This window comes from Magnetococcales bacterium (assembly GCA_015228935.1).
Lineage (GTDB): Bacteria > Pseudomonadota > Magnetococcia > Magnetococcales > DC0425bin3 > HA3dbin3.
This window is the reverse complement of the sequence record JADGCO010000013.1, coordinates 1-25,168: the sequence shown is the minus strand read 5'-3', so window position 1 is coordinate 25,168 and position 25,168 is coordinate 1. Positions and strand designations below refer to the sequence as shown.

The 25,168-nt window shown below is 56.4% G+C and carries 24 protein-coding genes; 15 read left to right on the top strand and 9 right to left on the bottom strand.

Annotated elements, in window-relative coordinates; translation table 11 throughout:
- Positions 1–44: 44 nt before the first annotated feature.
- The 3 genes from HQL65_05490 to argB are packed head-to-tail and all read right to left on the bottom strand — an operon-like array spanning position 45 to position 2,465.
- Entirely contained in the window at positions 45–560 is a 516-nt protein-coding gene (locus HQL65_05490) for an NfeD family protein (protein MBF0135674.1), read from the bottom strand.
- 59 nt (positions 561–619) lie between these two features.
- Positions 620–1,567 (bottom strand): SPFH/Band 7/PHB domain protein, encoded by a 948-nt coding sequence (locus tag HQL65_05485; GenBank protein MBF0135673.1) that lies wholly within the window; start codon positions 1,565–1,567, stop codon positions 620–622.
- A gap of 13 nt (positions 1,568–1,580) precedes the next feature.
- Positions 1,581–2,465, bottom strand: a complete 885-nt coding sequence (gene argB, locus HQL65_05480; GenBank protein MBF0135672.1) for an acetylglutamate kinase — start codon at positions 2,463–2,465, stop codon at positions 1,581–1,583.
- A 193-nt stretch (positions 2,466–2,658) separates the two neighbouring features.
- On the opposite strand from argB, the gene HQL65_05475 reads away from it, so the two are divergent.
- Positions 2,659–3,309, top strand: a complete 651-nt coding sequence (locus HQL65_05475; GenBank protein MBF0135671.1) for a TIGR04211 family SH3 domain-containing protein — start codon at positions 2,659–2,661, stop codon at positions 3,307–3,309.
- A gap of 47 nt (positions 3,310–3,356) precedes the next feature.
- On the top strand, positions 3,357–4,967 hold the full coding sequence (locus HQL65_05470) for a 4Fe-4S dicluster domain-containing protein (GenBank protein MBF0135670.1): 1,611 nt from the start codon (positions 3,357–3,359) through the stop codon (positions 4,965–4,967).
- Positions 4,968–5,030: 63 nt separating this feature from the next.
- Here the strand turns inward: HQL65_05470 and HQL65_05465 are convergent, their stop codons facing one another.
- Positions 5,031–6,764 carry an AAA family ATPase gene (locus tag HQL65_05465; GenBank protein MBF0135669.1) on the bottom strand — a complete coding sequence of 578 codons (1,734 nt, stop codon included), beginning with the start codon at positions 6,762–6,764 and terminating at the stop codon, positions 5,031–5,033.
- 88 nt (positions 6,765–6,852) lie between these two features.
- On the opposite strand from HQL65_05465, the gene HQL65_05460 reads away from it, so the two are divergent.
- A complete protein-coding gene (locus HQL65_05460; GenBank protein ID MBF0135668.1) occupies positions 6,853–8,049 on the top strand; it encodes a response regulator in 1,197 nt (398 codons plus the stop codon).
- 25 nt (positions 8,050–8,074) lie between these two features.
- On the opposite strand, the gene HQL65_05455 is transcribed toward HQL65_05460, so the two are convergent.
- The 4 genes from HQL65_05455 to recQ form a co-directional block, all read right to left on the bottom strand.
- Positions 8,075–9,688 (bottom strand): iron ABC transporter permease, encoded by a 1,614-nt coding sequence (locus HQL65_05455; GenBank protein MBF0135667.1) that lies wholly within the window; start codon positions 9,686–9,688, stop codon positions 8,075–8,077.
- 14 nt (positions 9,689–9,702) lie between these two features.
- Complete coding sequence (locus HQL65_05450; protein MBF0135666.1) at positions 9,703–10,707, bottom strand: extracellular solute-binding protein; 1,005 nt, start codon at positions 10,705–10,707, stop codon at positions 9,703–9,705.
- A gap of 24 nt (positions 10,708–10,731) precedes the next feature.
- Positions 10,732–11,811 (bottom strand): ABC transporter ATP-binding protein, encoded by a 1,080-nt coding sequence (locus tag HQL65_05445; protein ID MBF0135665.1) that lies wholly within the window; start codon positions 11,809–11,811, stop codon positions 10,732–10,734.
- A 100-nt stretch (positions 11,812–11,911) separates the two neighbouring features.
- Complete coding sequence (gene recQ, locus HQL65_05440) at positions 11,912–13,750, bottom strand: DNA helicase RecQ (protein MBF0135664.1); 1,839 nt, start codon at positions 13,748–13,750, stop codon at positions 11,912–11,914.
- A 142-nt stretch (positions 13,751–13,892) separates the two neighbouring features.
- Between recQ and HQL65_05435 the strand changes: the two genes are divergently transcribed.
- The 10 genes from HQL65_05435 (at position 13,893) to HQL65_05390 (ending at position 22,679) form a co-directional block, all read left to right on the top strand.
- Positions 13,893–16,163 (top strand): LPS-assembly protein LptD, encoded by a 2,271-nt coding sequence (locus HQL65_05435; GenBank protein MBF0135663.1) that lies wholly within the window; start codon positions 13,893–13,895, stop codon positions 16,161–16,163.
- A 123-nt stretch (positions 16,164–16,286) separates the two neighbouring features.
- Positions 16,287–17,231: a peptidylprolyl isomerase gene (locus tag HQL65_05430; protein ID MBF0135662.1), complete on the top strand. Its 945-nt coding sequence runs from the start codon at positions 16,287–16,289 to the stop codon at positions 17,229–17,231.
- Between the two features lie 2 nt (positions 17,232–17,233).
- Entirely contained in the window at positions 17,234–18,271 is a 1,038-nt protein-coding gene (gene pdxA / locus HQL65_05425) for a 4-hydroxythreonine-4-phosphate dehydrogenase PdxA (protein MBF0135661.1), read from the top strand.
- Positions 18,268–19,104 (top strand): ribosomal RNA small subunit methyltransferase A, encoded by an 837-nt coding sequence (gene rsmA, locus HQL65_05420; protein ID MBF0135660.1) that lies wholly within the window; start codon positions 18,268–18,270, stop codon positions 19,102–19,104. Before pdxA ends, rsmA begins: the two co-directional genes overlap by 4 nt.
- 159 nt (positions 19,105–19,263) lie before the next feature.
- Complete coding sequence (locus tag HQL65_05415) at positions 19,264–19,599, top strand: nucleotidyltransferase domain-containing protein (GenBank protein MBF0135659.1); 336 nt, start codon at positions 19,264–19,266, stop codon at positions 19,597–19,599.
- Between the two features lie 10 nt (positions 19,600–19,609).
- On the top strand, positions 19,610–19,981 hold the full coding sequence (locus HQL65_05410) for a HEPN domain-containing protein (GenBank protein ID MBF0135658.1): 372 nt from the start codon (positions 19,610–19,612) through the stop codon (positions 19,979–19,981).
- A 331-nt stretch (positions 19,982–20,312) separates the two neighbouring features.
- Positions 20,313–20,891 (top strand): hypothetical protein, encoded by a 579-nt coding sequence (locus HQL65_05405; protein MBF0135657.1) that lies wholly within the window; start codon positions 20,313–20,315, stop codon positions 20,889–20,891.
- A complete protein-coding gene (locus tag HQL65_05400) occupies positions 20,878–21,681 on the top strand; it encodes a cytochrome c3 family protein (protein MBF0135656.1) in 804 nt (267 codons plus the stop codon). Before HQL65_05405 ends, HQL65_05400 begins: the two co-directional genes overlap by 14 nt.
- Positions 21,671–22,303 carry a hypothetical protein gene (locus HQL65_05395; protein ID MBF0135655.1) on the top strand — a complete coding sequence of 211 codons (633 nt, stop codon included), beginning with the start codon at positions 21,671–21,673 and terminating at the stop codon, positions 22,301–22,303. The genes HQL65_05400 and HQL65_05395 overlap by 11 nt, the downstream gene beginning before the upstream one ends.
- Positions 22,290–22,679 (top strand): hypothetical protein, encoded by a 390-nt coding sequence (locus HQL65_05390; GenBank protein ID MBF0135654.1) that lies wholly within the window; start codon positions 22,290–22,292, stop codon positions 22,677–22,679. The genes HQL65_05395 and HQL65_05390 overlap by 14 nt, the downstream gene beginning before the upstream one ends.
- A gap of 260 nt (positions 22,680–22,939) precedes the next feature.
- Here the strand turns inward: HQL65_05390 and HQL65_05385 are convergent, their stop codons facing one another.
- Positions 22,940–23,770, bottom strand: a complete 831-nt coding sequence (locus HQL65_05385; protein ID MBF0135653.1) for a 3'(2'),5'-bisphosphate nucleotidase CysQ — start codon at positions 23,768–23,770, stop codon at positions 22,940–22,942.
- 192 nt (positions 23,771–23,962) lie between these two features.
- Here HQL65_05385 and HQL65_05380 point away from each other — a divergent pair, with 192 nt between their 5' ends.
- On the top strand, positions 23,963–24,196 hold the full coding sequence (locus HQL65_05380; GenBank protein MBF0135652.1) for a DUF1640 domain-containing protein: 234 nt from the start codon (positions 23,963–23,965) through the stop codon (positions 24,194–24,196).
- Between the two features lie 202 nt (positions 24,197–24,398).
- Positions 24,399–25,058, top strand: coding sequence for a carbonic anhydrase (locus HQL65_05375; protein ID MBF0135651.1), 660 nt, complete (start codon positions 24,399–24,401; stop codon positions 25,056–25,058).
- Positions 25,059–25,168: the final 110 nt, after the last annotated feature.

The window sequence follows — 25,168 nt, the reverse complement described above, 5'->3', positions numbered from 1 at the left end:
AAACAGGCATGGTCCAGAAGGGACAGATCCGGAAAAATGCCCGTCTAATCCGGGCCGGATTGTTCCTCAAGCGGGCCAGGTTGGCTGAGCGCCGCAGTCAGGGGCTGAACGGTCAAGGTGGTGCCGACCAGGGATGTGACCTTGACCTGGACGTGCGCGGGAGTGTCCGGACCGGAAATTTTCCACAATGAATCATCCACCTTGACACGACCTGAGCCATGGACAATGGGGGTATCCAGGGTCAGCACCCGTCCGACATACTGGGCGGCCCGCCGGTTCAGGTTGGGCAGATCCGTCGGGGTGGGGCAACGCCGGATCACGCCATGCCAGAGGGCAATGCTGACCAGAGAGAGACCGGAAAAGCAGAGCATTTCGCCTTTCCAGCCCAGTTCGGGAAACAACAAGGCCAAAAGTCCGGTCACCGCTGCCGCCACCCCCAGCCATAAAAAGAAAAAGGCCGGCAGGGTCACCTCCATGATCACGAGGATCACGGCGGCAATCCACCAGTGCCAGTGTTGCAGGTGGGTCAAAAGGGTTTCAAGTTGCAGGGATCGATCCATTCAGGTGCCGGAAACGGAAATATCGGGGCAAACGGGCGCAGGGTGTTGTACAGGATCCATCAGGTGTCAGGTCCGGACATTTTCTGGTGGGCCGGGTTGACCAGGGAGTGCCGGGTCAGCTCGGCAATGCCTCCCAGGGCACCGAGGATACCGGAAGCATCCAGGGGCAGGAAGAGAACCTTCTGGTTGTTGGCGGTGCCAATCTTGCCAAGCGCATCCACATATTTTTGAGCCACAAAATAGTTGACAGCCTGGACATCCCCTTTGGCAATGGCCTCCGAGACGAGCTGGGTGGCGCGGGCCTCGGCCTCGGCCTGACGCTCCCGGGCCTCGGCCTGCCGGAAGGCGGACTCTTTTTCGCCTTCCGCTTTCAGGATGGCGGCCTGCTTCTCTCCCTCGGCTTGCAAGATATGGGCCTGCCGAATGCCCTCGGCTTCCAGAATGGCGGCCCGTTTTTCCCGTTCGGCTTTCATCTGTCGGGCCATGGCCTCGACCAGATCCTTGGGCGGGGTGATGTCCTTGATGTCGATGCGGGTCACCTTGATGCCCCAGGGGGAGGTGGCTTCATCCACCACCCCCAACAGGCGGGAGTTGATTTCATCCCGGCGCGAGAGCAGTTCATCCATGTCCATGGAGCCCATCACCGTGCGAATGTTGGTGGTGGTCAGGTTGAGAATGGCGTTTTGCAGGTTGGATATTTCATAGGCGGCCTTGGCGGCTTCCAGAATCTGGAAAAACAGCACCCCATCGACCCGGATCATGGCGTTGTCCTTGGTGATCACTTCCTGGGAAGGGACATCGAGGACCTGTTCCCGCATATCCAGGCGGGCACCGATGCGGTCGAAGATGGGAATGATGACGTTGAAGCCCGGCACCAGGGTCCGGGAATAACGTCCCCAGCGTTCCAGGGTGTATTCCATACCCTGGGGGACAATCCGGACGCTCAGCGGTGCCAGGATGAGAACCAGGACCACGATGAACAACACCAGAGTCGAAACAGCTTCCATGGATCATCTCCTTTTACCGTACCAGGGTTCCGATGCCCTTGTCGGTGAAAATTTCCAGCAACAACGCATGTTCAACCCGGCCATCGATGATGTGGGCGGCGGAGACCCCCTCCCGGCAGGCGCGCAGGCAGGTTTCCACTTTGGGGATCATGCCCCCCTGGATCACTTTTTTGTCGATCAGGGAGAGTCCTTCCGTGGCGCTCAGTTGTTCGATCAGGTTGCGTTCGGCATCCAGGACGCCGGCGACATCGGTCAGGAGGATCAATTTTTCGGCCTGGAGGGCGGCTGCCAGATGGCCGGCAACATGGTCGGCATTGATGTTGTAGGTTTCACCGTTGATCCCCACCCCGACCGGGGCCACCACCGGAATCAGGTCCGATTCCTTCAACAGGGTCAGAAGCTGGGTATCGATGTGTTCCACTTCGCCCACCCAGCCGAGATCGATGATTTCCGGAACGGCCATGGCCTCGCCCCGCCGGACATGCGACAGTTTGCGGGCCTGGATCGTGCGGGCATCTTTGCCGGAAATGCCCACGGCTCGGCCACCGTTCTGATTGATCAGGTTGACGATGTCCTTGTTGATCTTGCCGGCCAGCACCATCTCCACGACATTGACGGTGGCTTCGTCGGTGACCCGCAAACCATCCACAAAGTGGGATTTCAGGCCCATCTGGTCCATGGTCCGGCCAATTTGCGGGCCACCACCATGCACCACGATGGGATGAATCCCCACCTGCCGCAACAGTATGACATCCTGGGCAAAGGTGCGTTTCAAACTTTCGTCCACCATGGCGTGACCGCCATATTTGATGACGAAGGTGCGTTTTTCAAAGCGCCGCATGTAGGGAAGGGCTTCGATCAGGACACGTGCCTTTCCCACTTGTTCATTCAAGGACATGAAAATCTCTCCCGCTTTCTGGTAGGCGAAGGGCCGGGTTCCTTGCCGGCCGGTGTGGGTTTCCCGTAGACTGCAAATAGATCGGGGTTCATCATTCTGCCTGGTCTTGTGTCTTGGTCATCCTCCGGGGGCACCCCGGTTTGCCGAATTTTATCCTGTTTCGTCCAGTTTTTTCCGACCAGGTCGAGGTTCCATGAAAGTGACCAAATTGTCTCCAGTGGTTGTCCCGTGGCTGGTGATTGTCATCTGGGGTGCGGTACTGCCTGCCCAGGCCGAAACCTGGTATGTCGCCGATGAGTGTCTCAGCACCCTGCGCCGTGGCGAGGATATCACATACAAGGTGATCAAGTCCCTGAGTACCGGTACCCGCCTGGAGTATCTCCAGGAGGGTGAAACAGGGTGGAGCCGGGTACGGACCGAATCCGGTCAGGAGGGGTGGATGCTGACCAATACCATTTCCCGTCAACCTCCGGCAAAAATGCGGGTCGCCGAGGCCGAAGAGTCCCGGGCCAAAGCCGAACGGGAACGCGATGCCCTGCGCCTCGAACTGGGCCAGGTCAAAGGTCGCCTGCGCTCCCAGGAAAAGCTGGAGGCCGAGTTGGAACGGGTCAAAAAGGTTTCCGAAAACGCCCTGAATCTCGAAGAGTCCAACAAGCATCTTACCGAACGGGTCCAGGTCCTGGAAGCACAATCCAAGGAACTGGCCGAAGAAAAAAATGCCCTGGAGAGGCAGTCGCTGACCCAGTTTTTTCTGGCGGGGGCTGGTGTCCTGGCCTTTGGGTTCATCAGTGGGGGGATTCTGGCCAATCGGCGGCGGCGCAGCTCCATCGGTAACCTCTACTGATCCGGTGGTGATGCGGTTTTGTTGGGACGATGATCAGGCCCGCGCTCATGCGTGAGACCCTGGACTACGACGTGGTGGTGGTGGGAGGTGGGCCGGCGGGTCTGGCAGCGGCCTGGTCCCTGGCGCAGCATGCGCATCTGCGGGTCTGTCTCCTGGAAAAAGCGGCTCGCATGGGCGGCCATGCGCTGGCGGGTGCCTTGGTGGATCCCGGGGTTCTGGCCCCTTTTTCGGTTGCGGCGGCGGGAGTCGTTCCACCTCCGCCCCTGGGAGACCTGGTGCAGGCCGAATCCCTGCTTTACCTGACCGCAAAACAATCCTGGCCATTGTTTTTGCCATCCGCCTGGAGTCATCTGGGGGAGAGGTATCTCTCCCTGGGGCGTCTGGTCCGCTGGTTGGCGGAACGGGCTGCGGCGGTGGGCGTGGATCTTTTTCCCGGTTTTCCGGCGGTGGCCCCCCTTTGGGAGGGTGAACGGCTGGCCGGCGTGATCACCGGTGACCTGGGACGCAATCGCCGGCAGCAGCCCAAGGCGGGTTTTCAGCCGGGTGTGGCCATCCGGGCACCCCTCACCATCCTGGCCGAAGGGTGTCGCGGATCGTTGAGTGAAATTCTGATCGATCATTTCCAGTTGCGGCGCACTTGTTCCCCTCCGACCTATGCCTTGGGTTTCAAGGAGTTATGGGAGGTGCCCCGGGCCTGGTCCGGGCCATTCCTGCATACGTTGGGCTGGCCCCTGCCCGGCGATATTGCCGGAGGGGGATTCATCTATCCCGCCGGGGAAGGACGGGTTGCAGTGGGGTTTGCCACGACTTTGGCCTACCACAATCCCTGGTTTGACCCTTTCCGGGCGTTCCAGAACTGGAAGCGACACCCTGTGCCGCGTGCCATTCTCGCTGCCGGGCGATTTTTGGCCTTCGGTGCCCGCACCATCAGTCTGGGGGGGTGGCAGAGTCTGCCGGAACCGGTGTGCGATGGGGGCTTGTTCGTGGGGGATGCACTGGGTCTGTTCGATGCCGCCCGGTTGCAGGGTATTGGCCACGCCATCGAGTCGGGCCTGTTGGCGGCGGAGGTCGTGCGCGATCTTTTTGCCCGGGGGGATTTTTCCCGTCAGGGTCTGGCCGCCTGGCCGCATGCCCTGCATCGGTCGCCGCTGATGACCCGTCTGCGCCTGGTGCGTAATGTTCCGCCCGGTTTTCGCGCCGGGCAAAGTGCTGGTTGGCTCGGAGCGGCCTGGGAAGCGTGGACCCAGGGCAGGTCACCCTGGACCTGGCGCTGGCAGCGCCACGACCGGGAACAATTTCGTCCCGCCAAAACCTGTCCGGTTTTTGCTTGGTCACCACCAGACGGGGATTTTGTCCTGGACCGTCCTGCCGCCCTGGCCGGCAGTGGCATCCGCCATGACCCGGATCAGCCACTGCACCTGCTGCGACGACAGGTTCCGGGTGAAAATCCAGCAGTGATTGCCAATCCTTTTGTCCATCCGGAAACCCGTTTTTGTCCCGCCGGTGTCTATCGTCTGCCCGCACGCCCCGGCATGCCGGTGCCCATCCAGGCAGCGGATTGTCTCCATTGCAAGTGTTGTGACATCAAGGATCCAGGCGACACCCTTCGCTGGACACCTCCCGAAGGAGGCAGCGGGCCGGATTATCGGGATTTGTAGTTTCTGCTTCCGGTTTTCACCTGATGTGTGTGGAGTGGATGATCCTGTCCGGATCGTGATCGTTTATTTTCTTGTAAAATCAATCATTTTATCTATGAATTGATGCACATCGGCGTGGATTTCAGGGACAAGCATGTGCAATGCGACATATTCACGGGGCAGAATCACGCATGGGGGTGTTTGTCGCAAACGATGGAACAGTGAATGGTCGTTTTCAAACAGGATCTGTTTGCCATCGACGACACTGAATATATTGGCAGTCACTTCCCGCCAGGATTTACGAGGAGGGAGGGTCAGGTTTTGTTCGGCAAAAAATTCGTCAACCAAATGAAGAACATCTTGCACGGAGGGATCTTCCGGAGTGCATTGCAGGCGTTGCAGGACGGCTCTTTTCCAGGCATCCGGCACCAGAAGGTAATTTTCAATATTCTTGCGTCGCCACTCTGTCAGGATGGGGTTGTCTGGCTCAGGATGAAAGGCTGCGGTATCGCTGTCATAGTCGAAAAGCATCAATCGGACGATTCCTGGCACGATCTGTTGCAGGGCAGAAAAATGTGCTTCTGCTCGGTTTTTCATCTCTTTTTTGCTGCCACCGCCCATGGATTTGAAACAAATCCTGTCCATGACACCCTGGGTACCACAGGCAACAGCCCATGCCCGCAGCAGACGTTCGTCGCTCTCGCCTTCCACATAGAGTATGCGGGGATGACTCGACAGTTGGGTGATTTCCACATTCGAGATGTCAGCCATGGCGCGCAGGATTTCCGGCGTGGATGTGATGCGTTTTGGAGTTGGACTCAGAAAAGAAATAATCTGGCTGGCATCCACGCCACGTGCCAGTTCCTCGGCATGTGTGGCAACCAAAAACTGTGTTCCGGTTGATTCTGCCTTGTGCTTGAAATAATCGAGAATTTCCCGCTGCAGGTTGGTGTGCAAATGGGCATCCGGCTCATCGATCAGGATTGTGGTGGGTTTATAGCCATGGAAAAAAGCCAGCAGCAGCAGGATTTGCTGGAAACCGCTGCCGCCGGCAACGATGTCATAATTCCTGGTACCTTGGCGGTATTCGATCGTGATCCGGGTGTCCACCCCTTTTCGGTATTGGGGCCGTTGCAGTTTCACGGCAAACCACTGTTCAATCCGTTCGGTCAGCTCTTGCCAAGCCGGTGCATGTTGACCCTCCGAAGGATCCTGGCCGGGATTTTCAGCAGATTGCTGTGGAAATACCCGGAGCAACAGGTTACGCAAAACGCTACCCGGTTGGGCCTTGCCCACTTGCCGGCGTATGGGACCGTCATCACGCCACTCTTCGGTGGGTTCCAGACCGGAAAAAGGGGGCACGTAGGCCAGGCGTGGCCAATCATCTGTCTGATTGAATGGATTGAACCGTTCCCAGCCACCCACCGGGATGATATAAACAGATTGTGGAGAGAGGTAGCTCAACGACACACCAAAGGAATGGAAACCGCCTTGTGCATCGCGCCATTCGACGATGATTTCAATCGGAATTGGGATGTTTTTTTTGAGTTTGCAGTTCTGGTCCTTCCACAGCAGGATAAATTTTGCAATGGGCAACACAGTAAAATCAGGCAGCACAACCTGTATGCCCCGCGCTCGTGTTCGTCGTTTTGCACGCTGTAATTCGTCAACGCAAAATTGCCAGACGGCCAGGGCCTGTAAGACACTGCTCTTGCCACTGTTGTTGCGTCCTGCCAGAAGGTCAAAATTAGTAAAATCAAACGATTGCTCAAAAAAATATTTAAAATGACGCAGGGTCAAACGTGTAATCCAAGTCATGGTGTATGGTCTCCTCTCGGGGTTTTTTTGGCATTTTAACGGCAGGCAATTTATTTTTCGAGACGAATCATCCATACAGGGACAACTTATGCAGGATCCAGTTACAGTCAGCCAAGTGGGTGGCGAGGTTACCTCAGGAATCATTTTGTTGGTAGACGACCAACCAGAGCAAATCGATGCCACCAAAGGGGCATTGGCCAACCGGTTTGCTCTTCGTATTGCCACCAACGGCGAGACCGCCCTGAAAATTGCCCGACAGGGGGGAATCGATCTTGTCCTGTTGGACGTCATGATGCCTGGCATGAGTGGTTACGAAACCTGTCGGCGATTGAAGGCCGACTCTCAAACACGCGACATTCCGGTCATTTTTCTGACATCCCGGGATCAGCCTGATGATGAGGCGCAGGGACTGGAACTGGGAGCCGTGGATTACATCGCCAAGCCCCTTCACCCTGGTTTGTTATTATCCCGGGTGCGTAACCAACTTGAACTGCGCCGGCACCGCTTTCATCTGGAATCCCTTGTCCAGGAACGAACGCGAGAGCTTGAGATTACGCGAAAGGACCTGGAATTTGCCAATCAGGCGAAGGCGGATTTTCTGGCCGTGATCAGCCATGAAATGCGGACTCCCTTGAACAGCATCATCGGTTTTTCCGATTTTTTGCTGGAAGCGGATCCAGAAAGTCCCTGCGAGGGAGAACTGTTGCATCTTATCCGGGACTCCGGGCAGTCTCTACTGGATAATATCAACGACATTATTGACTTTGTCCAGATGGATCCGCGCCACTTTTCCCTGACCCACACCCGGTTTCCCCTTGTTGACCAGATTGCTGCAATGATGTCGGCTCTGGAAAAGGAGGCCGGACGCAAAGGGCTGGCACTTGAGTTCCGGAAAGGGCCTGACATACCTGATTTTGTTCTCGGCGATCCCCGCCGCCTGACCCAGGTACTCCGTCATCTCCTGACAAATGGGATCAAGTTTACCCAACGGGGCGGGGTCACTCTCCAACTGACGCGGGAGCAATCAACCGGCTTGGCGGTAGACCGATTCCGTTTTTCCATCAAGGATACCGGCAGCGGGATTCCACCCAACAAGCGTGAGGTGATATTTCATGCCTTCACCCAGGCGGAATCACCCATGACACGCAAGGAGGGAGGGTTCGGTCTGGGCTTGGCCATCTGTAAAAAACTGGCGGATTTGATGTCTGGCGTCCTTGATGTGGTCCGAACCGATGAATCAGGAACGGAAATTGCCCTGAGCATGCCATTGCAAGCCGTTGAATGATCCACCCGACTTGTCGTTTCAAAATTCAATGCCGCATGGTTTTGCGAACGAGCAGAATTACCGGCACCATACCGGCCAGGACCAGGGTCACGGCGGGCAGGGCAGCCCGTTGCCACTCTCCTTCGGAGGTCATTTCATAAATCCGGGTGGCCAAAGTGTCCCAACCAAAAGGACGCAGGAGCAGGGTTGCGGGCATCTCTTTCATGACTTCCACCAGGACCAGAAGGAGTGCCGTCAGCAGAGAGGGACGCAGGATGGGGAGATAAATGCGGCGCACGATCTCCCTGTTGCTGGAACCAAGCGACTGGGCGGCCTCCGGGATGGAAGGCCGGATGCGTTCCAGACCACTGTTGACCGGCCCGAAGGCCACGGCCAAAAATCGGACCAGATAGGCAAACAAAAGAGCCAGGAGCGTGCCACTGACCCAGTTTCCGGAGGTTGTGCCGAACCAACCCTGGAAAAGGACGGTCACTCCCTTGTCGAACCAGACCACGGTCAACATCACCCCAACCGCCAGGACCGAACCCGGCATGGCATACCCCAACGTGGCCAGACGCACAGCCGTTTGCAGGGAGATGCCAGGCCGTTGTTTGTGGGCAATTCCCAGAAACAAGGCTCCGGTTGTGGTCAGCAGGGCCGCTCCACCACCCAGGATCAGGGTATGGGACACCAGTTCCCAATACCGGGTATTCAGGTCGAGCAGCTTTGTCTGCCAAACCCAGACGAGCAGTTGACCCAGGGGCAGGATGAAAGCAAGGGTCAGAACGATGCCGGCAAACGTGGTGGCAAAAAAAGCCGGCAGGGTACGCAAGGGAACCCGGGTGCCGGTGTGGGTGCCATCGTTGCTGAAATAACGTGCCCGTCCCCGCATGTGTTGTTCAAGCACCAGGGCCATGCCGACGAACAATAACAGAAGAGAAGCCAGTTGGGCGGCAGCTTCGATGTTGAACAGGCCGAACCAGGCCTTGTAGATGGCGGTGGTGAAGGTGTTGTAGTTGAGGGTGGAGACGGCCCCAAAATCCGCCAGGGCTTCCATGACGGCCAGGGCACAACCCGCCGCGATGGCGGGTCTGGCCATGGGCAGGGCCGCGTGCAGAAAGGCTCCCCACGGGGTGCGACCCAAAATGCGGGAGGCTTCCAACATGCGCCGCCCCTGATTCAAAAAAGCGGCCCGGGCCAGCATGTAGACGTAGGGATAAAGCGTCAAAGTCAGGACCGCAATCGTCATGCCCGGGGAACGCATTTCCGGAAACCAATAGCCACGCGGACCAAAACGGGCCGTCAACCAGGATTGAAGGGGACCGCTGTAATCGAGGAATCCCAGGGCGGCAAAGGCAAGGACATAGGCGGGGATGGCCAGGGGGAGAATCAAGGCCCAGTCGAAAAAACCGCGTCCTGGAAAGGTACACATGGCGGTGAGCCAGGCCAGAGTGACCCCCAGGACCAGGACGCCCACCGCCACGCCGACCATGAGCAGGACGGTATTGAGCAACAGCTCTCCCAGGATCGTATCGACCAGATGACGCCATACGGCCCATTCCGGTGTGATCCAGGCAGTCAGGATGACACCCAGGGGACAAATGACCACCAGGGCCACGCCCCATGCAGAATAACCCCATTTACCACCCAAAAATTTCATCTTACGCACGGATATCACTTATACCCGGCCCGATCCATGAGTCGGACGGCATCGGCCTGGTGTTTTCCGGCCAGGGCGACCGGGAGATTGTCGCTTTTGAATTCACCCCAGGCTGCCACGGTGGCGTGAGGTGCGACTTTGGGATTGACCGGGTATTCCATGTTCAGACCGGCGAAAATTTGTTGGGCCTCGGGGGTGGTCAGCCACTCCAGGAGCTTGATGGCGGCGGCGGCATGTTTGGCATGACGGGTGATGCCGGCTCCGGATATGTTGATGTGGACGCCGCTGGTTTGCTGATTTGGCCAATAGAGGGCCAGGGGAATTTTGGGATTTTTCTTGAGCAGCTCGCCAAAGTAATAGGTATTGACGATACCAACATCACACTGCCCGGCGGTAATGGCTTCCATGAGCTTGGTATCGTTGGAAAAAACCGGCACAGCCAGATTGGCGACCCAACCGCGCACAATTTTTTCCGTGGCGGGTTCTCCGAGCCGGGCAATCATCATGGCCACCAGGGATTGGTTATAGACTTTTTCGGAACTGCGCAGGCAGAGTTTTTTTTGCCACTGGGGTTCGGCGAGGGCCTCATAGGTGGAAAGATCCGTTGGTTTTACCCGCTCCGTGCTGTAGACCAGCGTGCGCGCCCGGATCGACAGACCAAACCAGCGATTTTCCGGATCCCGCAGATGTGCCGGTATGTTTTCCTTGAGCATGGCGGAATCAACGGCAGCCAACACCTCTTTTTGTCCGGCATTCCAGAGATTGCCGGCATCCACGGTGACCAGCATGTCAGCCGGAGTGGCCTGGCCTTCGGCTTGCAGACGGGCCAACAGGGGTCCTTCGGCATCGGTCAGGTAGCGGGCACTGACGCCGGTTTTTTTTTGGTAGGCATCCAGAAGGGGTTTCAGGAGGTGTTCCTTGCGGGCCGAATAGATCACAATCTCTTCGGCCTGAGCCGCTGCCGTACCCAGCAGCAGGGCACCTGCCAACAGCATACCTGTTATAACGTTATTTTTCATGTTGTTACGCTCCTTTGTCCATTTTCAGATCCCCTCCTGACGCGGGAGGGGAAAAGCCACTAGATGGTCCGTGGCCACACGTATCTGCACCTGTTCGCCTTCGGCATGGTTGTGATGCGAGGGAAACAGGGCTTGCAGTTGACAGCCGGAGTCCAACTGCATGGTGTAAAGGATTTCCGCCCCTTTGAAAGCACGACGAATCACCCGGGCCGTCACGGGGGATGTGGCATCGGGGACGACATCATCCGGGCGAATCAACACTTCCAGCGGGTCGCCTGCTTTCCCGACCAGTTTTCCTTGTCCGTGCAAGACGGTTCCAGCGGAGGTCATCACGGCATTCGGGGCGCTGTAGACACCGGTAATGAAGGTACCCTGACCGATGAATCCTGCCACGAAGCGGTCGGCAGGGGTGTGATAAAGTTCATAGGGCGTTCCCCATTGGCGCAAATGTCCCTCGTGCAGAACGCCGATCTTCTCTCCCCAGGCAAAAGCCTCGTTCTGGTCGTGGGTCACGAGAATGCCGGTCATGCCCTGGCTTTCCAGAATCTGGCGCACCTCCAGACTGAGTCGTTCCCGCAGGTCCACGTCCAGGTTGGAAAAGGGTTCATCCAGCAAAATCAGGTCTGGATGGGGTGCCAGGGCGCGTGCCAGTGCTGTGCGTTGTTGTTGCCCGCCGGAGAGTTCATGGGGATAGCGTTTTTTCAGGTTGGCCAATCCCACCAGCTCCAGCATTTCCATGATTTTTGCCTGTCGGTCTGCCTTGGAACGGCCTCGCAGACCGTAGGCAATGTTCTCCTCGACCGTCAGGTGCGGAAACAGGGCATAATCCTGAAACACCATGCCCACCCCCCGCTTTTCCGGGGGCGTGGTCAGGCCTGGATGCGCCATGACCTTGCCATCCAGAATGATTTTCCCGCCATCCAGGGAGGTGAATCCGGCAATGGCACGCAGCACGGTCGTTTTTCCGCAGCCGCTTGAGCCCAGCAGGCTGACCAGTTCACCCCTGGCGACGGTCAGGGAGAGGGAACGAACCACCGGGTGGCCCCGGTAACCACAAACAATATTTTCCAGTTGCAACAGGGGTTTGCCAGGTTCAGCAGCCATGAGTGTTCATCATTCCTTGTCCGGCAGTCGTGTTTGTAACAAAGAAAATGATACACATTCTCATTACGATTCGCAAGTGACTTTCGAACCGCTGTCCCTTTCAAGAATATGCAGCCAGCACCCGCAACACCTGCTCGCCATAATTTTTGAGCTTTCTGGAACCGATACCATGGATTTCGGAGAGTTCATCCAGGGATGCTGGTCTGACGGCGGCAATTGCGCGCAATGTGCTGTCATGAAAAATGGTAAAGGGGGGAACCCCTTGTTCCTTGGCCAGTTGCAGGCGCATGGCTCGCAAAGCCTCCCACAGTTCCGAAGATGTGTCGGGAGGGATTGGCGCGGGTGAATTCTTGCGATCCGGAGGAACCTTTTTTTTGCGCTCCTGGCGCGGCGGTTTGCATAGAACGGTATCTTTTCGGAAAAGAATGGGTTGCTCGCCCCGCAACAGGGGACGGCTGGATTCGCAGAGACGCAAACCGCCATGTCCCACCACATCCACTGCCACATAGCCTCCGGCCACAAGCTGCCGGAATACCGACCGCCACTGCTCAGGGGTCAGTTCCTTGCCAATACCGAAGGTGCTGATTTTTTGATGCGCAAATTTTTCCACCCGGTCGGTCAGCTTGCCGGTCAGGACATCGATCAGGTGGACGGCACCAAATTTTTGGCCGGTGCGATAGATGCAGGAGAGGGCTTTTTGGGCCGCCACCAAGCCATCCCAGGTGGCAACCGGATGCAGACAGGTATCACAATTGCCACAGGTGGGCGGGGGATTGTCGCCAAAATAGCTGAGCAGGACCCGACGCCGACACAGCGTGGTCTCACAAAAGCCAAGCAGGGAATCCAGCTTGCGCATTTCGAGGCGTTTGATGTGTTCCTCGGCCTGGGAGTTGTCGATAAATTGCCGCAGCATCGCCACATCTTCCAGACCATAGGTGAGAAAGGCATTGGCGGGCAATCCATCCCGACCGGCCCGACCTGTTTCCTGATAATAGGCTTCCAGGCTTTTGGGGAGGTCGAGGTGCGCGACAAAACGGACATCGGGTTTGTCAATTCCCATGCCAAAGGCAATGGTGGCCACGATGATGATGCCATCTTCGAACAAAAACCGCTCCTGATGACGGCGTCGAATCCCGGTCTCCAGGCCGGCATGGTAGGGCAAGGCCTTCCAACCCTTGTCGGCCAACCAGTCGGCCGTATCCTCGACCTTGGCGCGTGACAGACAGTAGACGATGCCTGCATCACGAGGGTGTTCACTGGCGAGAAAATGCTGCAACTGTTGACGGGGATTGTTTTTGGGCTGAATCTGATAGCGAATGTTGGGACGGTCGAATCCGGCGATAAACTGCCGCGCCCCTTCCAGACGCAAACGTTGGATGATTTCAGCCCGGGTCGGGGCATCCGCCGTGGCGGTCAGGGCCAGGCGGGGTATGCCGGGAAAACGTTCGGCCAATACGGTCAAACCCAGATAGTTGGGACGAAAATCATGCCCCCACTGGGAGACGCAATGGGCTTCATCGATGGCAAACAGGGCGATGGGCAGGCTGGCGAGCAGATCCAGCGTGGAATCAAGCAACAAACGCTCCGGGGCCATGTAGAGCAGGTCGAGTTCCCGGGACCTGGCCCGATTGACCACCTGCCAAACCTCCTGACTGCTCAAAGAGGAGTTGATGAAGGCCGCCCGGATACCATTCTGCCGTAACGCACCCACCTGATCCTGCATCAGGGCAATGAGGGGCGAAATCACCACCCCGACACCAGGTCGCAGCAAGGAGGGAATCTGAAAGCAAAGCGACTTGCCTCCGCCCGTGGGCATGAGGACCACGGCGTCGCCCCCTGCCGTGACATGGGCAATGACCTCGCGTTGAAAGCCCCGAAAATGTTCATAGCCAAAATAGTGCTGCAACACGGCCAGGGCCGGGTCGGGTGCGGAGGACATGGGGGGTGACAACGATAACGGCATGCAGCATCCTTCTGAAGGTCCAGATCACCTGGTTCATTATGAACGAGATTGCGGGCGTTGCAAGCGACTGGTGGAAAGAGGTGTTTCCCTGTTATCATGATCCGTTGGAGTCGGGAACGTGGCGACTCGTGACACCATGATCTCAAGATGGGATGACACCTTGATGCATGCCTTGCGATGCCTGTATCGTACAGGTCTGAAGCGCTGTAGCCCGAAAAAACAATGGCTTGGAATCTTGTGGTTGAGTCTTCTACTGGCCGCATGGCCCGTGGCGCGTCCTGGATGGGGAGAGGAGTCCCCGCCCCTGGAGGTCGAGGCCGATCAGTTGGAACAGGATCAGGCCAGCAGTCGGGTGCTGGCCACGGGGCATGTCCGACTCAAACAGACAGATAAATTTTTACTGGAAGCGAATCAACTTTCCTACAATCCGCAAACCCGAAAAATGCGTGCCGATGGTCAGGTGCATCTGCAACGCAGTGGGGATCAATTTTTCGGATCACATTTGCAATTCGAACAGAATACGGCCCGTGGTCTGCTGGAAAAAGCAGTGATCGATATGAAAGGACCCGGTGGACATGCCACGGCTGAAAAAGTGGTCTTGCATGACAAGGACAATCTGATCCTGTACGATGCCAGTTACACCAACTGCGACTGCGACAAACCGCCCTGGTACCTGAAATCCGATCAGATCGAGGTCAACCGCCCGGATAACGAGGCCACCGCACGCAACGTGACGCTCTTTTTGCACGATCTGCCCGTGGCCTATACGCCCTGGTGGAGTCAGCCGGTACAGAATATTCGCCAGAACGGCTTTTTGACTCCTTCCCTGCGGGTCAGCTCTGCCAATGGTCTGGAACTGGATGTTCCCTATTATTTGAACCTGGCTCCCGAACGGGATGCCACCCTGACCCTGCATCCGACGAGCAACCGGGGTGTGCTGGGCAAGGTGCAATATCGGTACATGGGCGTCGGCTATCACGGCGAGATTGAAACCCATGACATCTATGACACCAAGCGGGAAGAGTTTCGTGGCCTGACGGTTTTCGACCATTTTCATCAATGGGACGACTGGCGTTTCAAGGCACGTCTGGAACAGACCCAATCCCGTGATTTCATCAACGATTTTGAGCAAAAACTGGTGGAAAATACCAACCGCCATCTGGACTCCAATGTGCAACTCGACCGGCTTTGGTCCCGTGAGCGGGCCTTTACCGGCGTGGAGACCGGGGTACGCTGGTTTCAGGACTTGCAGGCACCCAATGACCGCCAAACCGTGCAACAGTTGCCTTATGCCCGCCTGGTGGATGAGCGTCCCTTGCCGCAATGGGGGTCGGGATGGCGGATGGGAAGTGTGGTCCGGTTTGATAATTTTTATCAATTGACCGGCGATTTGACCAATCGCGTGGATCTGGCACCCACCCTGAATCATGTCCGATCCCTGTCGATTGGACAGTTGCATACCCGGCTGGGCGTGCGGGAAACTCTCTATCAGGTCAGTGACAATCCCATTCAGGCGGGAGGGCGGGCCGACGGTTCCGCACATCGGGAAGCCTCCCTGGTCAATGTGCGTCTGAACAGCCATCTGCAACGCACCTACTCCCGGCAAGAGTGGCCGACACTCCTCCTGGCCACCTTGAAGCACACTGTCGAACCGAGCGTGCAATATACCGTCAATGCTGTCCAGGGGCAGAGCGACGTCCCGAATTATGATTCCCGCGCCAGTATTTCAAATAACGATCCGGTCTTGCGGGAATTTTCCACGTCCAACCTCTTTGCCACCAATCTCTATCCGGGAATTGACCGGATCAGCAGTGGTCACTGGTTGACCTATGGCGTGACCAATCGTTTTCTGGGTCGGCAGACGGAAAAAGCCCAGGTGCGTGAGGTGGCCAATCTGACGGTCGGTCAACGCTATGCCCCTGCCGGAGAGCGGGATTACCAGAAAGGGCACTCTTTTTCCGATGTTGTCTCCTCACTCAACGTGTTTCTATCGGATCAATGGTCCGTGACGACTGCCACGCGCTTCGATCCCTATGCAGCAACCTTCATGGCCACGGATGCTGCCGTTTCCTATACCACGCCGCACAAGGACAAGTATGATGTCGGATTCAACCTGAACCGTCAGGAGACCAGCGAAACAATCAAGGATGCCACCCTGGGAGCGCGTATCGGATTGACCGACGGATGGCGGTGGTCGCAAAAGGTCAATTATTCCCTGGAGCAACGCGATGTCAAAAACTGGCGATCCGGCCTGACTTACGAACATGATTGCTGGTCCCTGGAGCTGATCGCCGGGCGCAGGCTGTCGTCAAGCACGGTCGATCATGGGGGTGGGTTTGCTGGTTTCCTGATCAACTTCAAAGGGCTTGGTGGTTATGGCGTCAATTGAAACCGGTTGTGACGCAGAGGATTCCAGCCGTGCCGGTGGGGCGAGGATTCCAAAGTTCCGGTGTGGTTGTCGTGAACAGAAAATATGGAGAGCGTGGTGGCACAACAATCCGTGACGAGGAAGATGTTATTTATCCTGACTCTGCTTGTTATGGCAGGGATTTCACCATGGGTGATGGCCGCGCAACTGGACCGCATCGTTGCCGTGGTGGAAGGGGACATCATCACCATGAGCGAAGTCAATGCGGTAGCCGATCCGGTCATCCGACGCCTTTCCCGCAACGGGGAACTGCGGGATGAATCCCAGGTGCGCCGGCGGGTGGTGGAAGAACTGATTCTCCGCAAGCTGCGCGAACGCAAGGCACATGCCCTCAATATTGAAATCACCGACAAGGATATCGAGCAGGGCATGGCGCAAGTGGCGAAAAACAATAAACTTCCTTTGGATCGCTTCCTGAAGTCTTTGCGTGACCAGGGCATTGAACTCGCTTCTTTCCGGGACAGCATTCAACAGGAATTGCTGCAATCCCGCCTGATCGCACAGGTCATCCGGCCTCTGGTTGCGGTCACAGAGGATGAAATCAAGGATTTGCACCGGACCTTGCGTGCTGCGGATGGGCCGGAACAAATTCATCTCGGTCATATTCTTCTGGCCACCCATGAAAAAATGACCTCAGAACAAATCGATAAACTCCATAAGCAGGGGGAGGATATTGTCCGGAGGCTGCGGGCCGGCGAGTCTCTCTCCACCCTGGCTGGTCAATATTCCGATGATCCGACCGGCCTGAAAGGGGGGGATATGGGGTGGTTCAAACGGGGTGAAATGGTTCCGGAGCTGGAAAAAGCGGTGTTTTCACTGGCACCCGGAGCTGTGGCCGGTCCCTTGCAGACAGCGCAAGGTTTGCACGTTTTCCAGGTGATTGAACGCAAAAGTGCCCCCGGAGATGCCATGGGCTCCGATGCCAATCGGGCCGAGTTGGAAAACCGGTTGCGAGAGACCAAAATCCAGGACCTCTACCGGCAATGGCAACGGGATTTGCGCCTGCGTGCCTTTGTTGAAATCCGCTGACCATGCCTGATCTGCTGGCCATCACCATGGGCGATCCGGCGGGAATTGGACCGGAAATTCTGCTCAAGGCCTTTGCCGCCCGGGTCAAATTGCAGCAACGTGGACCCCGTTGGCTGTTTGTGGGAGACCCTGAGGTGCTGATCTGGACAGCACGTCGTTTGGAACTCCCCTGCCCGGGGCAACCGGTTGCCTCACCTGAAGAGACCGAAAACCTTCCCGTTTATCTCCCCGGTTTGCTCAGTACGGGCGTTGCTGTCAGCCTTGCGGAGTTGCAGTTTGGGATTCCGAATCCGCGCCATGCGGCAGCCGTGGTGAGCAGTATCGAAACGGCCTGTCGTCTGGCTCTGGCGGGTCGGGTCAACGGGGTGGTGACCCCTCCCATCCACAAGGGGGTTTTGCATGCGGCAGGCTATGCCATTCCGGGTCATACGGAACTGTTTGCCCGTTGTACCGGCGCGGAACGGGCCGTCATGATGCTGGTCGGTCGGGGTTTGCGCGTGGTCCTGGCGACCATTCACCAATCCCTGCTGTCGGTATCTGCCGCGCTCTCCATGCCGAATTTGACCCGGATCATCGAAACCACCCTGTTGGCCTTGCAGCAGGATTTTGGCATTTCCAGGCCGCGCCTGGTGGTGACCGGCCTGAATCCCCATGCAGGGGAAAATGGGGCATTTGGTACGGAGGAGCAGACGGTCATCACCCCGGTTTGCGCCGCCCTGGCCAGGCATTATCCCGTCGGAACCATACGTGGTCCCCTGCCCGCCGATACCCTGTTTCATCCGCAGGCACGTCGCACCTACGATGCCGTGGTGTGCATGTATCACGATCAGGCCCTGATTCCTTTGAAAATGCTGGCATTCGGCCAGGCCGTCAACATCACCCTGGGCTTGCCCATTGTCCGGACCAGCGTGGATCATGGCACGGCATTCGACATCGCCGGGCAGGGAGTTGCCCATCCCGGTTCGTTGGAGGCGGCCCTGACAATGGCGGCCCGGATTGTGTGCAAACGTCGCCAATATCTTCAGATGAATTGTTCATGAATTTTTGTCACTTTGAAGCGATCCGCATTCAGAAACTGTTGCGATCTCATGGCCTGAGCCCTGTTCATAGCCAGGGACAGAATTTTTTGGTGGATCTCGATCTGGCCCGGCACATCGTGACCCTGTCCGGAATCGGTCCCTCGGATCGCGTGGTGGAGATCGGGCCTGGCTTGGGCAGTCTGACCCGTCCCCTGCTCGAAAAAACCGGTCGTCTCTGGTGCGTTGAACGCGACTCCCGCCTGGTGCCGTTGCTGCGACAGACCGCCGAGGGTTTGGGAGAGCTGCACATCATCACCGGCGATGCCCTGCATCAGGATTACCAGGCCTTGGCGGATCGTCTGGGGGGGCCACTCCGGGTGGTGGCCAACCTCCCTTATCAAATCAGTTCGCCCCTGTTGCTGCATTTTTTGGAGCAACGGCGGGCTTTCCAGACCTTGACCCTGATGTTTCAAAAGGAGGTCGCACACCGTCTGGCCGCCTCTCCAGGCAACAAGGAGTATGGAACCCTGTCCGTATATTGCCAATTATGGTCCCGGGTGGAAGTGGTCCTGGAAGTCCCGCCGACCGCGTTTCATCCGGTTCCCAAGGTCAATTCAGCCGTTGTCCATATGACCTTGCAGGAGCAGCCCACCGTTTTGGTGTCCGATCCGGCAGCTTTGACACGGGTGGTCCGGGCCGCTTTTGGCCAACGCCGCAAAACCCTGACCAATGCCCTGAAAGGGTTGTCCACCGATGTCCCTGCCTGGCTTTTACGCGCCAATATCGATGGCCAGCGTCGGGGGGAAACTTTGACCCTGGACGAGTTTGCCCGCCTGGTTGCCACAGGAGATTGATCCTTCTCTTCTTTGCCATTCTGGATAAATGGATTTTTGCATCAGGGTTGGGCAAGAGGGTAAGCAGAAGGTCATATGTACATCAGGCGATGATTGTGCATAATTGTGGAGAGGATGCGGATGGCGTCAGACAAAGGAACGGGATCGGATGAGGGGATCATGGCTGGAATGACACAGGAATTGTTGGCGGAGGCGACACGGATCATCGTTGATGTGGCAGATCCCGAGCAAGTGATTCTTTTTGGCTCCCATGCCCGAGGGGATAGTCGTGCTGATTCCGATCTGGACCTGTTGGTGGTGGAGTCCGCACCTTTTGGACCAGAGCGTAGTCGATTCCGGGAAATGGCACGGCTTGAGCGGGCCATGGGACGGTTTCCCATTCCAACAGACATCCTGGTCTACAGTCGAGAGGAAATCGGCCGGTTGCGTCATGCGGCCCATCATCTGGTTTACAAGGCTCTGCAAGAAGGTCGAATATTGTATGCGCGACCTTGAAACTGCCCGTATGTTATTGACCATGGCGAATAAGGATATCCGGGTACTCGAAATCTTATTGTCCGTGGATCATGCCCCGGAGGAGGCATTCGGGTTTCACGCCCAGCAGGCAACGGAAAAGGCTTTCAAGGCATGGCTGGCAATTCTGGGTCGGGATCCCCCAAAAACGCACAGTTTACGTTCCTTGATTGTGATGTTGGAACAAAGCGGTATTGATGTGGATTCTCTGTGGGATTTTGCCGAACTGTCGCCTTTCGCTGTCCAATTCCGATATGAATTTTTCGATGATATGGGTGTAGACTTCAACCATCAGGAAATTCTGGAGAAAGTGCGAAGATTGGTGGAACGGGTAGGGGCGATGGATGGTCTTCGACCACCATGAAATCGGGATTTTCCAATCCAGCAGAAGCCTGGAAAGTTTCATGTTTTTCCGGGCTTCTGTGTCCTGTTTTCATCGTTTCCTCCGGGAAGCAGATTGCTCGAAAAAGATGGAAAAGTCCTTCTCCCCCAATTCAAAATATGCAAAGAATGGCTCTATCCTGCTCATTTCTCCGGTCTGGTGAAAAAAAAGAAGTGGACAACTTCCTTCCGTTTTGCCAGCCTGACAGTATGGACGATGCGTGACAGAGTCCTGTCCCGTTTTTCCATGTGGCAACCTTGACATCGTTCAAGAGCCATCGACCCGGAGCAAGGACCATCCATTCGGAGAGAGTATGGCAAACAGGCAAACATCCACCCTGGACCCGACATCCGCCAAGGCTCCGGTTCCGCTGATCACGCCTCATCTGAAGCTGGTGGCGCGGATCGCCCTTTTTGTTGGTCTGGCAGCGGCGGCCTGTTTTTTTGTGGTTGCCTTTTTCATGATGGCCCGCGACGGAAAAACCTATCAGGACATATTTTTTGCCAATTTTCAAAGCCGTCAACAATTGGCCCCGGCTCTCCTGTTTGCCGGAATGATCCTTGCCGCCTGGGCGGGAATTGTCACCTGGGTCGTCGCCCTGTACAGTACGTTCCGGGTTGCTGGTCCCGTCCATCATTTTGCGACAGGTCTCAGGGAGCTGATTCGGAATGGCCCCCAGCCCATCAGCAAAATGCGTGCGGAAGATTGGCTCCAGGAAGAACATTATCACTTTTCAGCGGCAGCCAAACGTCTGCAATATCATTATGACATGATGAGCGAACTCGTCGATCTGGCCCGGGTCCAGGTCGAAATACCTGAACCGAATCTCGGCCATGGTTTGACGAAAACCATCCAGCAACTCAAGGAACTGGAAAGCCTTGCCAAATTTTAGAATTCTCTTTCTGCTGCTGGTCTTCCTGGTGTCTCCGTTGGCATTCGGGATTCTGGCCAAGGCGGCATTGCCACCCCAAGGACACCTCCTGGACAAGTCGTGTTCCGAGTGTCATTTGGCGCAACAGGTGACGCCCGAAAATGCCAAAATGCTTGTGGCCAGACAGGAAAAGCTGTGCCTGGATTGTCATCCCAAGGCCTTGCAAACCAGCCATCCTTCAGGAATCTTTCCCAAAAGCATCATTCCGGCTGATTTTCCCCTGGATTGGAAAGGGGAGATGACCTGTTCCTCTTGCCACACTCCCCATGGCCGGGAACCCGGTCTGATGCGCTCCTCGCAACGAGGCATGAAATTTTGCCAGAGCTGCCATGAGGCAAAATTTTTCGACCGCATGCCGGACCGGGGTGCCTCTCTGGTTCGTTCGGGACATCTCAATCCCACACAAACCAATCGTACCTCGGTATTGGATGCCGTGACCCTGGAGTGCCTCTCCTGCCATGAAGAGTTGGGTGACACCAACAAGGTCGGCCTGGAAATGTCCGGAATGGGGGGAGGCATCATGCGTCATTTTGGCAGTTCCACCAACCACCCCATCGGCACAGTCTATGAAAAGGTCAGCAAGACCCGCAACAGTGGGTACCGTAACGTCCATATGCTGCCCCCGGAAATCGCCCTGCCGGATGGAAAAATCTCCTGTGTCTCCTGCCACAAGTCCTATGCGGAAAAGCATGGTGTCCTGGTCATGTCCAATGAAGGATCCAATCTGTGTCTGACCTGCCATGACCTTTGAATCCCACCAACAAGAAGGCAGACTGGCACCAGGTTCCGGTCCCCTCCGGCAGCGCGATACCCGATATCTGGATTTTGCCATCCAGATGCGCATGCTCATCGCCCTGGTCGGCATGGAAATCATCCTGGTCGGTGGAGCCGTCTATTACCTTTACGAGCGTTTTTCGACCATTCTCGAAGAAAATATCTATCGAATCCACCAATTGCCGCTGGATTTGTCTTCGGTCATGGTCAACGAAATCATCAAGGTGGCAGGAGGCATGATTCTTTTGAATCTGGTGGCCCTGTTTGTTGCCGACCGGATCTGGTCAAAGTATGTCGCCAGAATCCTCCAGGCTTTTACCAATATGGCGCTGCACGTATCCGATCTCGATTTTCATCCTGATGCCGATCCCCCATCTTCCCAGCACGAACTCCTGGATCTGATGCTCGCCTGGCGGCAGCAGGAGCGTCAGAGACTTGTCAAAATTCGTGAAGAAATTCAAAAACTGGATCCAAATGCCGATTTTTCCGATCCGCGTGTCCTGGCCGGTATCCAGGAACAGGTTCGTCAATTGCGGCATATACTTCCACCCTACAGCCGGCGTTTTGTCGGTCGTGTCAAGGATCTTGATCCCGGTTGACGATCATGGATCCACCATTTTTTCGCAATCATTTCAGTATCGTCATAAAATCGGATCGATAACCCATCCAAGCAGGAGACGGAGTATGAGAAAATTTCAAATTTGTCTGGCTGTCACCGCTGCACTGTTGTTGGCCGGTTCCGCTGATGCCGAAGAAAAAATGGACAGCCAGGCAGGACAAACCAGAAAAAGACCTTTGACACCTGAACAGTTCCAGGCCAAGAAAGAAAGACGTTTGCTGGCCATGGAAAAGAAAATCTCCTGTTACAAAGCGGCCAACAATAATACAGAATTTTTAAAGTGCGATCCTGAAAGAAAGCCAAGAAAGAAAAAGAATCAGGACAAAGGCAAAATGGAACAGCCAAAAAGTAATTGAACCGGTAAAAAAAACAAATGAAAAACTGGGATGGAGGTCCAGGAGGAAGGGCTGTGCCCTTCCTCTTGGCGGGGTTTGGGGCGGAGCGTGGTTGCCCTGGAAAATACCGGGATCGGTGTCGATCCGAGAACCCGAACCCTGCGGCGCATGCATGCCAAACCATTGAAATATATGGTTTTACATAAAAAATGAGCAGGCCGGGATCAGCTTGCAACAGATGACTTGGTATAAAAAGCGGTCAGGGAACGGTCAGGCCGGGATCAGTGTCGATCCGGCCCAAGGGAAATTCCGCGCAGACGCTCCAGCAGGGGTATCTGCAAGGGGCCATTGCTGGCCAGCAGGGATGGGGTACGGGTGTTGACCTGATTGAAACGGCAAGGCTCTCCTTGCAGGCTGGTGACCTTGCCTCCGGCCTCTTCGACCAGCAGGAGTCCGGCGCAATAATCCCACTCGTTCTTGGGAGTCAGCGTAAAGGTGATGTCATATCGACCAGCAGCCACCAGGGCCAGTTTGTAGGCAATGGAACCCATGGTGGTCAAACGAAATTCGGTCTCAAAAGGTGCCCACTCGCCCCGCTGGGTTTCGGAACGACTGGCCAGACAAGAGGCACCCGACAGTTGATCACGGCGGCTGGTCTGTACGATCTTGCCATTCAGGCGCGTTCCGGTGCCGCGACGTGCCGTGTAGAGTTCATCGGCAGCCGGATTGTAGACACAGGCCGCCGCCGGTTGGCCCGCGATGACCAAGCCAATCGATACGGCAAACTGGGGCAGGCCGGCGATGAACTCCTTGGTGCCATCGATGGGATCCACCACCCAGACCCGTTCCCGTTGCAGGCGGTTGGCATCATCCACGGTCTCCTCGGAGAGCCATCCCCAATCGGATCGTCCCGCCAGCAACAGGTCATATAAAATACGGTTGGCTTCCAGATCGGCCTTGGTCAACGGGTTGTCATGGCTCTTTTCCCGGACATCGGCGGCCTTGGACACCGTCTGGCCCAGACGAAAATAGCGCATGGCCGCCTGCCCAGCCTGGCGGGCCGCCTCAACCATGCAGGACAATTCAGCATCTGTGACAGATATGGGTTCCATGCAAGTCATTCTATCTGCCCAAGAGGACTTTGTCATCGGTTGACCATGGACAGCCGGAGCATGCGTCTTGAGCATTTTTTTGGCGACACCGTTTTCCTTTTGCACATCTGCGCATTACACTGAAACATTTCATGGAATAGAACACGTGGCAAAAGCGGGTGATGGGATCCAATCCTGGCATGGAGGTTCAACGTGGCAACTGTGACCTTTGATACACATGCTTTCGTCAAACGACTCAAGGAAGCAGGTTTCACGGATATGCAGGCCGAAGCCATGTCCGATGCGGTCAAGACAGTACAGGTGTCGCGCTTGGACGAGTTGGTCACCAAACGGGATTTGGCTGCTGCGAAACTGGAAATCATCAAATGGTTGATTGCCGTATCCGGGATTGTCATTGCTGCTGTCAAGCTGATGCCGGGTCATTGAATGTGGGCGTTCCAGCCTGGAACCTGCGCTTGATCCGACCATTGCGGAATCTGGACTCAATTATCTATACTGGTGTGCGGCGCGGTGGATTTGTTTTGTGATTCCGTGGGTATCCGCATCCCCTGTCAGGGATCCAACATTTTCCGGAGAAATGAAAGACATGTGCAACTGTTTGATCACACGACGGAAGATGTTGACGGGCATGGCCGCGCTCTCGGTGTCGGCCATGCTGCCGCGCCGCTCCCAGGCCTTGAGTGACAATCCCAACAAAACAACGCTCGATCAGGCCATGCGCTATTTGCGCGAGGGAAACCGACGGTTTGCCAAACGGACCATGGACCGCCCCAACCAGACCCTTGCCCGCCAATCGGATGTGTTCATCGATGGCCAGCACCCCTTTGCCACCATCATCTCCTGCTCCGATTCGCGAGTGCCGGTCGAATTGATCTTTGATCGGGGTATCGGGGATCTCTTTGTGATTCGGATCGCCGGCAACGTGGCCGATACGGATGAAATCGCCACCTGCGAATATGGCGTCGGCCATCTCGGTACCCCGTTGATCGTCGTCCTGGGGCACACCAAATGCGGTGCCGTGACCGCCGTGGTCAAAAAAGATCATGTCGGCGGCAAAATTCCCCAACTCGTAGACAACATCGTTCCCGCCGTCGAACGCTCCCGCGCCAAAAATCTGCGCGGCGGCACCGATGCCTTGATCCTCGATGCCATCAAGGAAAATGTCCGCCAAGCCATCACCGATATTTTCAATGGCAGCGAAGAACTCACCCATTTGGCCCATCAGGGCAAAATGGCCGCCGTGGGCGGTGTCTACAATCTGGAGACTGGCGAGGTCGAATGGCTGTAACGTTCTTGACTGGTCAGGCTCGAAAGTCCCGCAAAATTTCCCGGGCCTGGGCAGGTTCCAGACGGGCACCAAAACGGGTCACCAGCACGGCTGAGGCATGACAGGCCAGG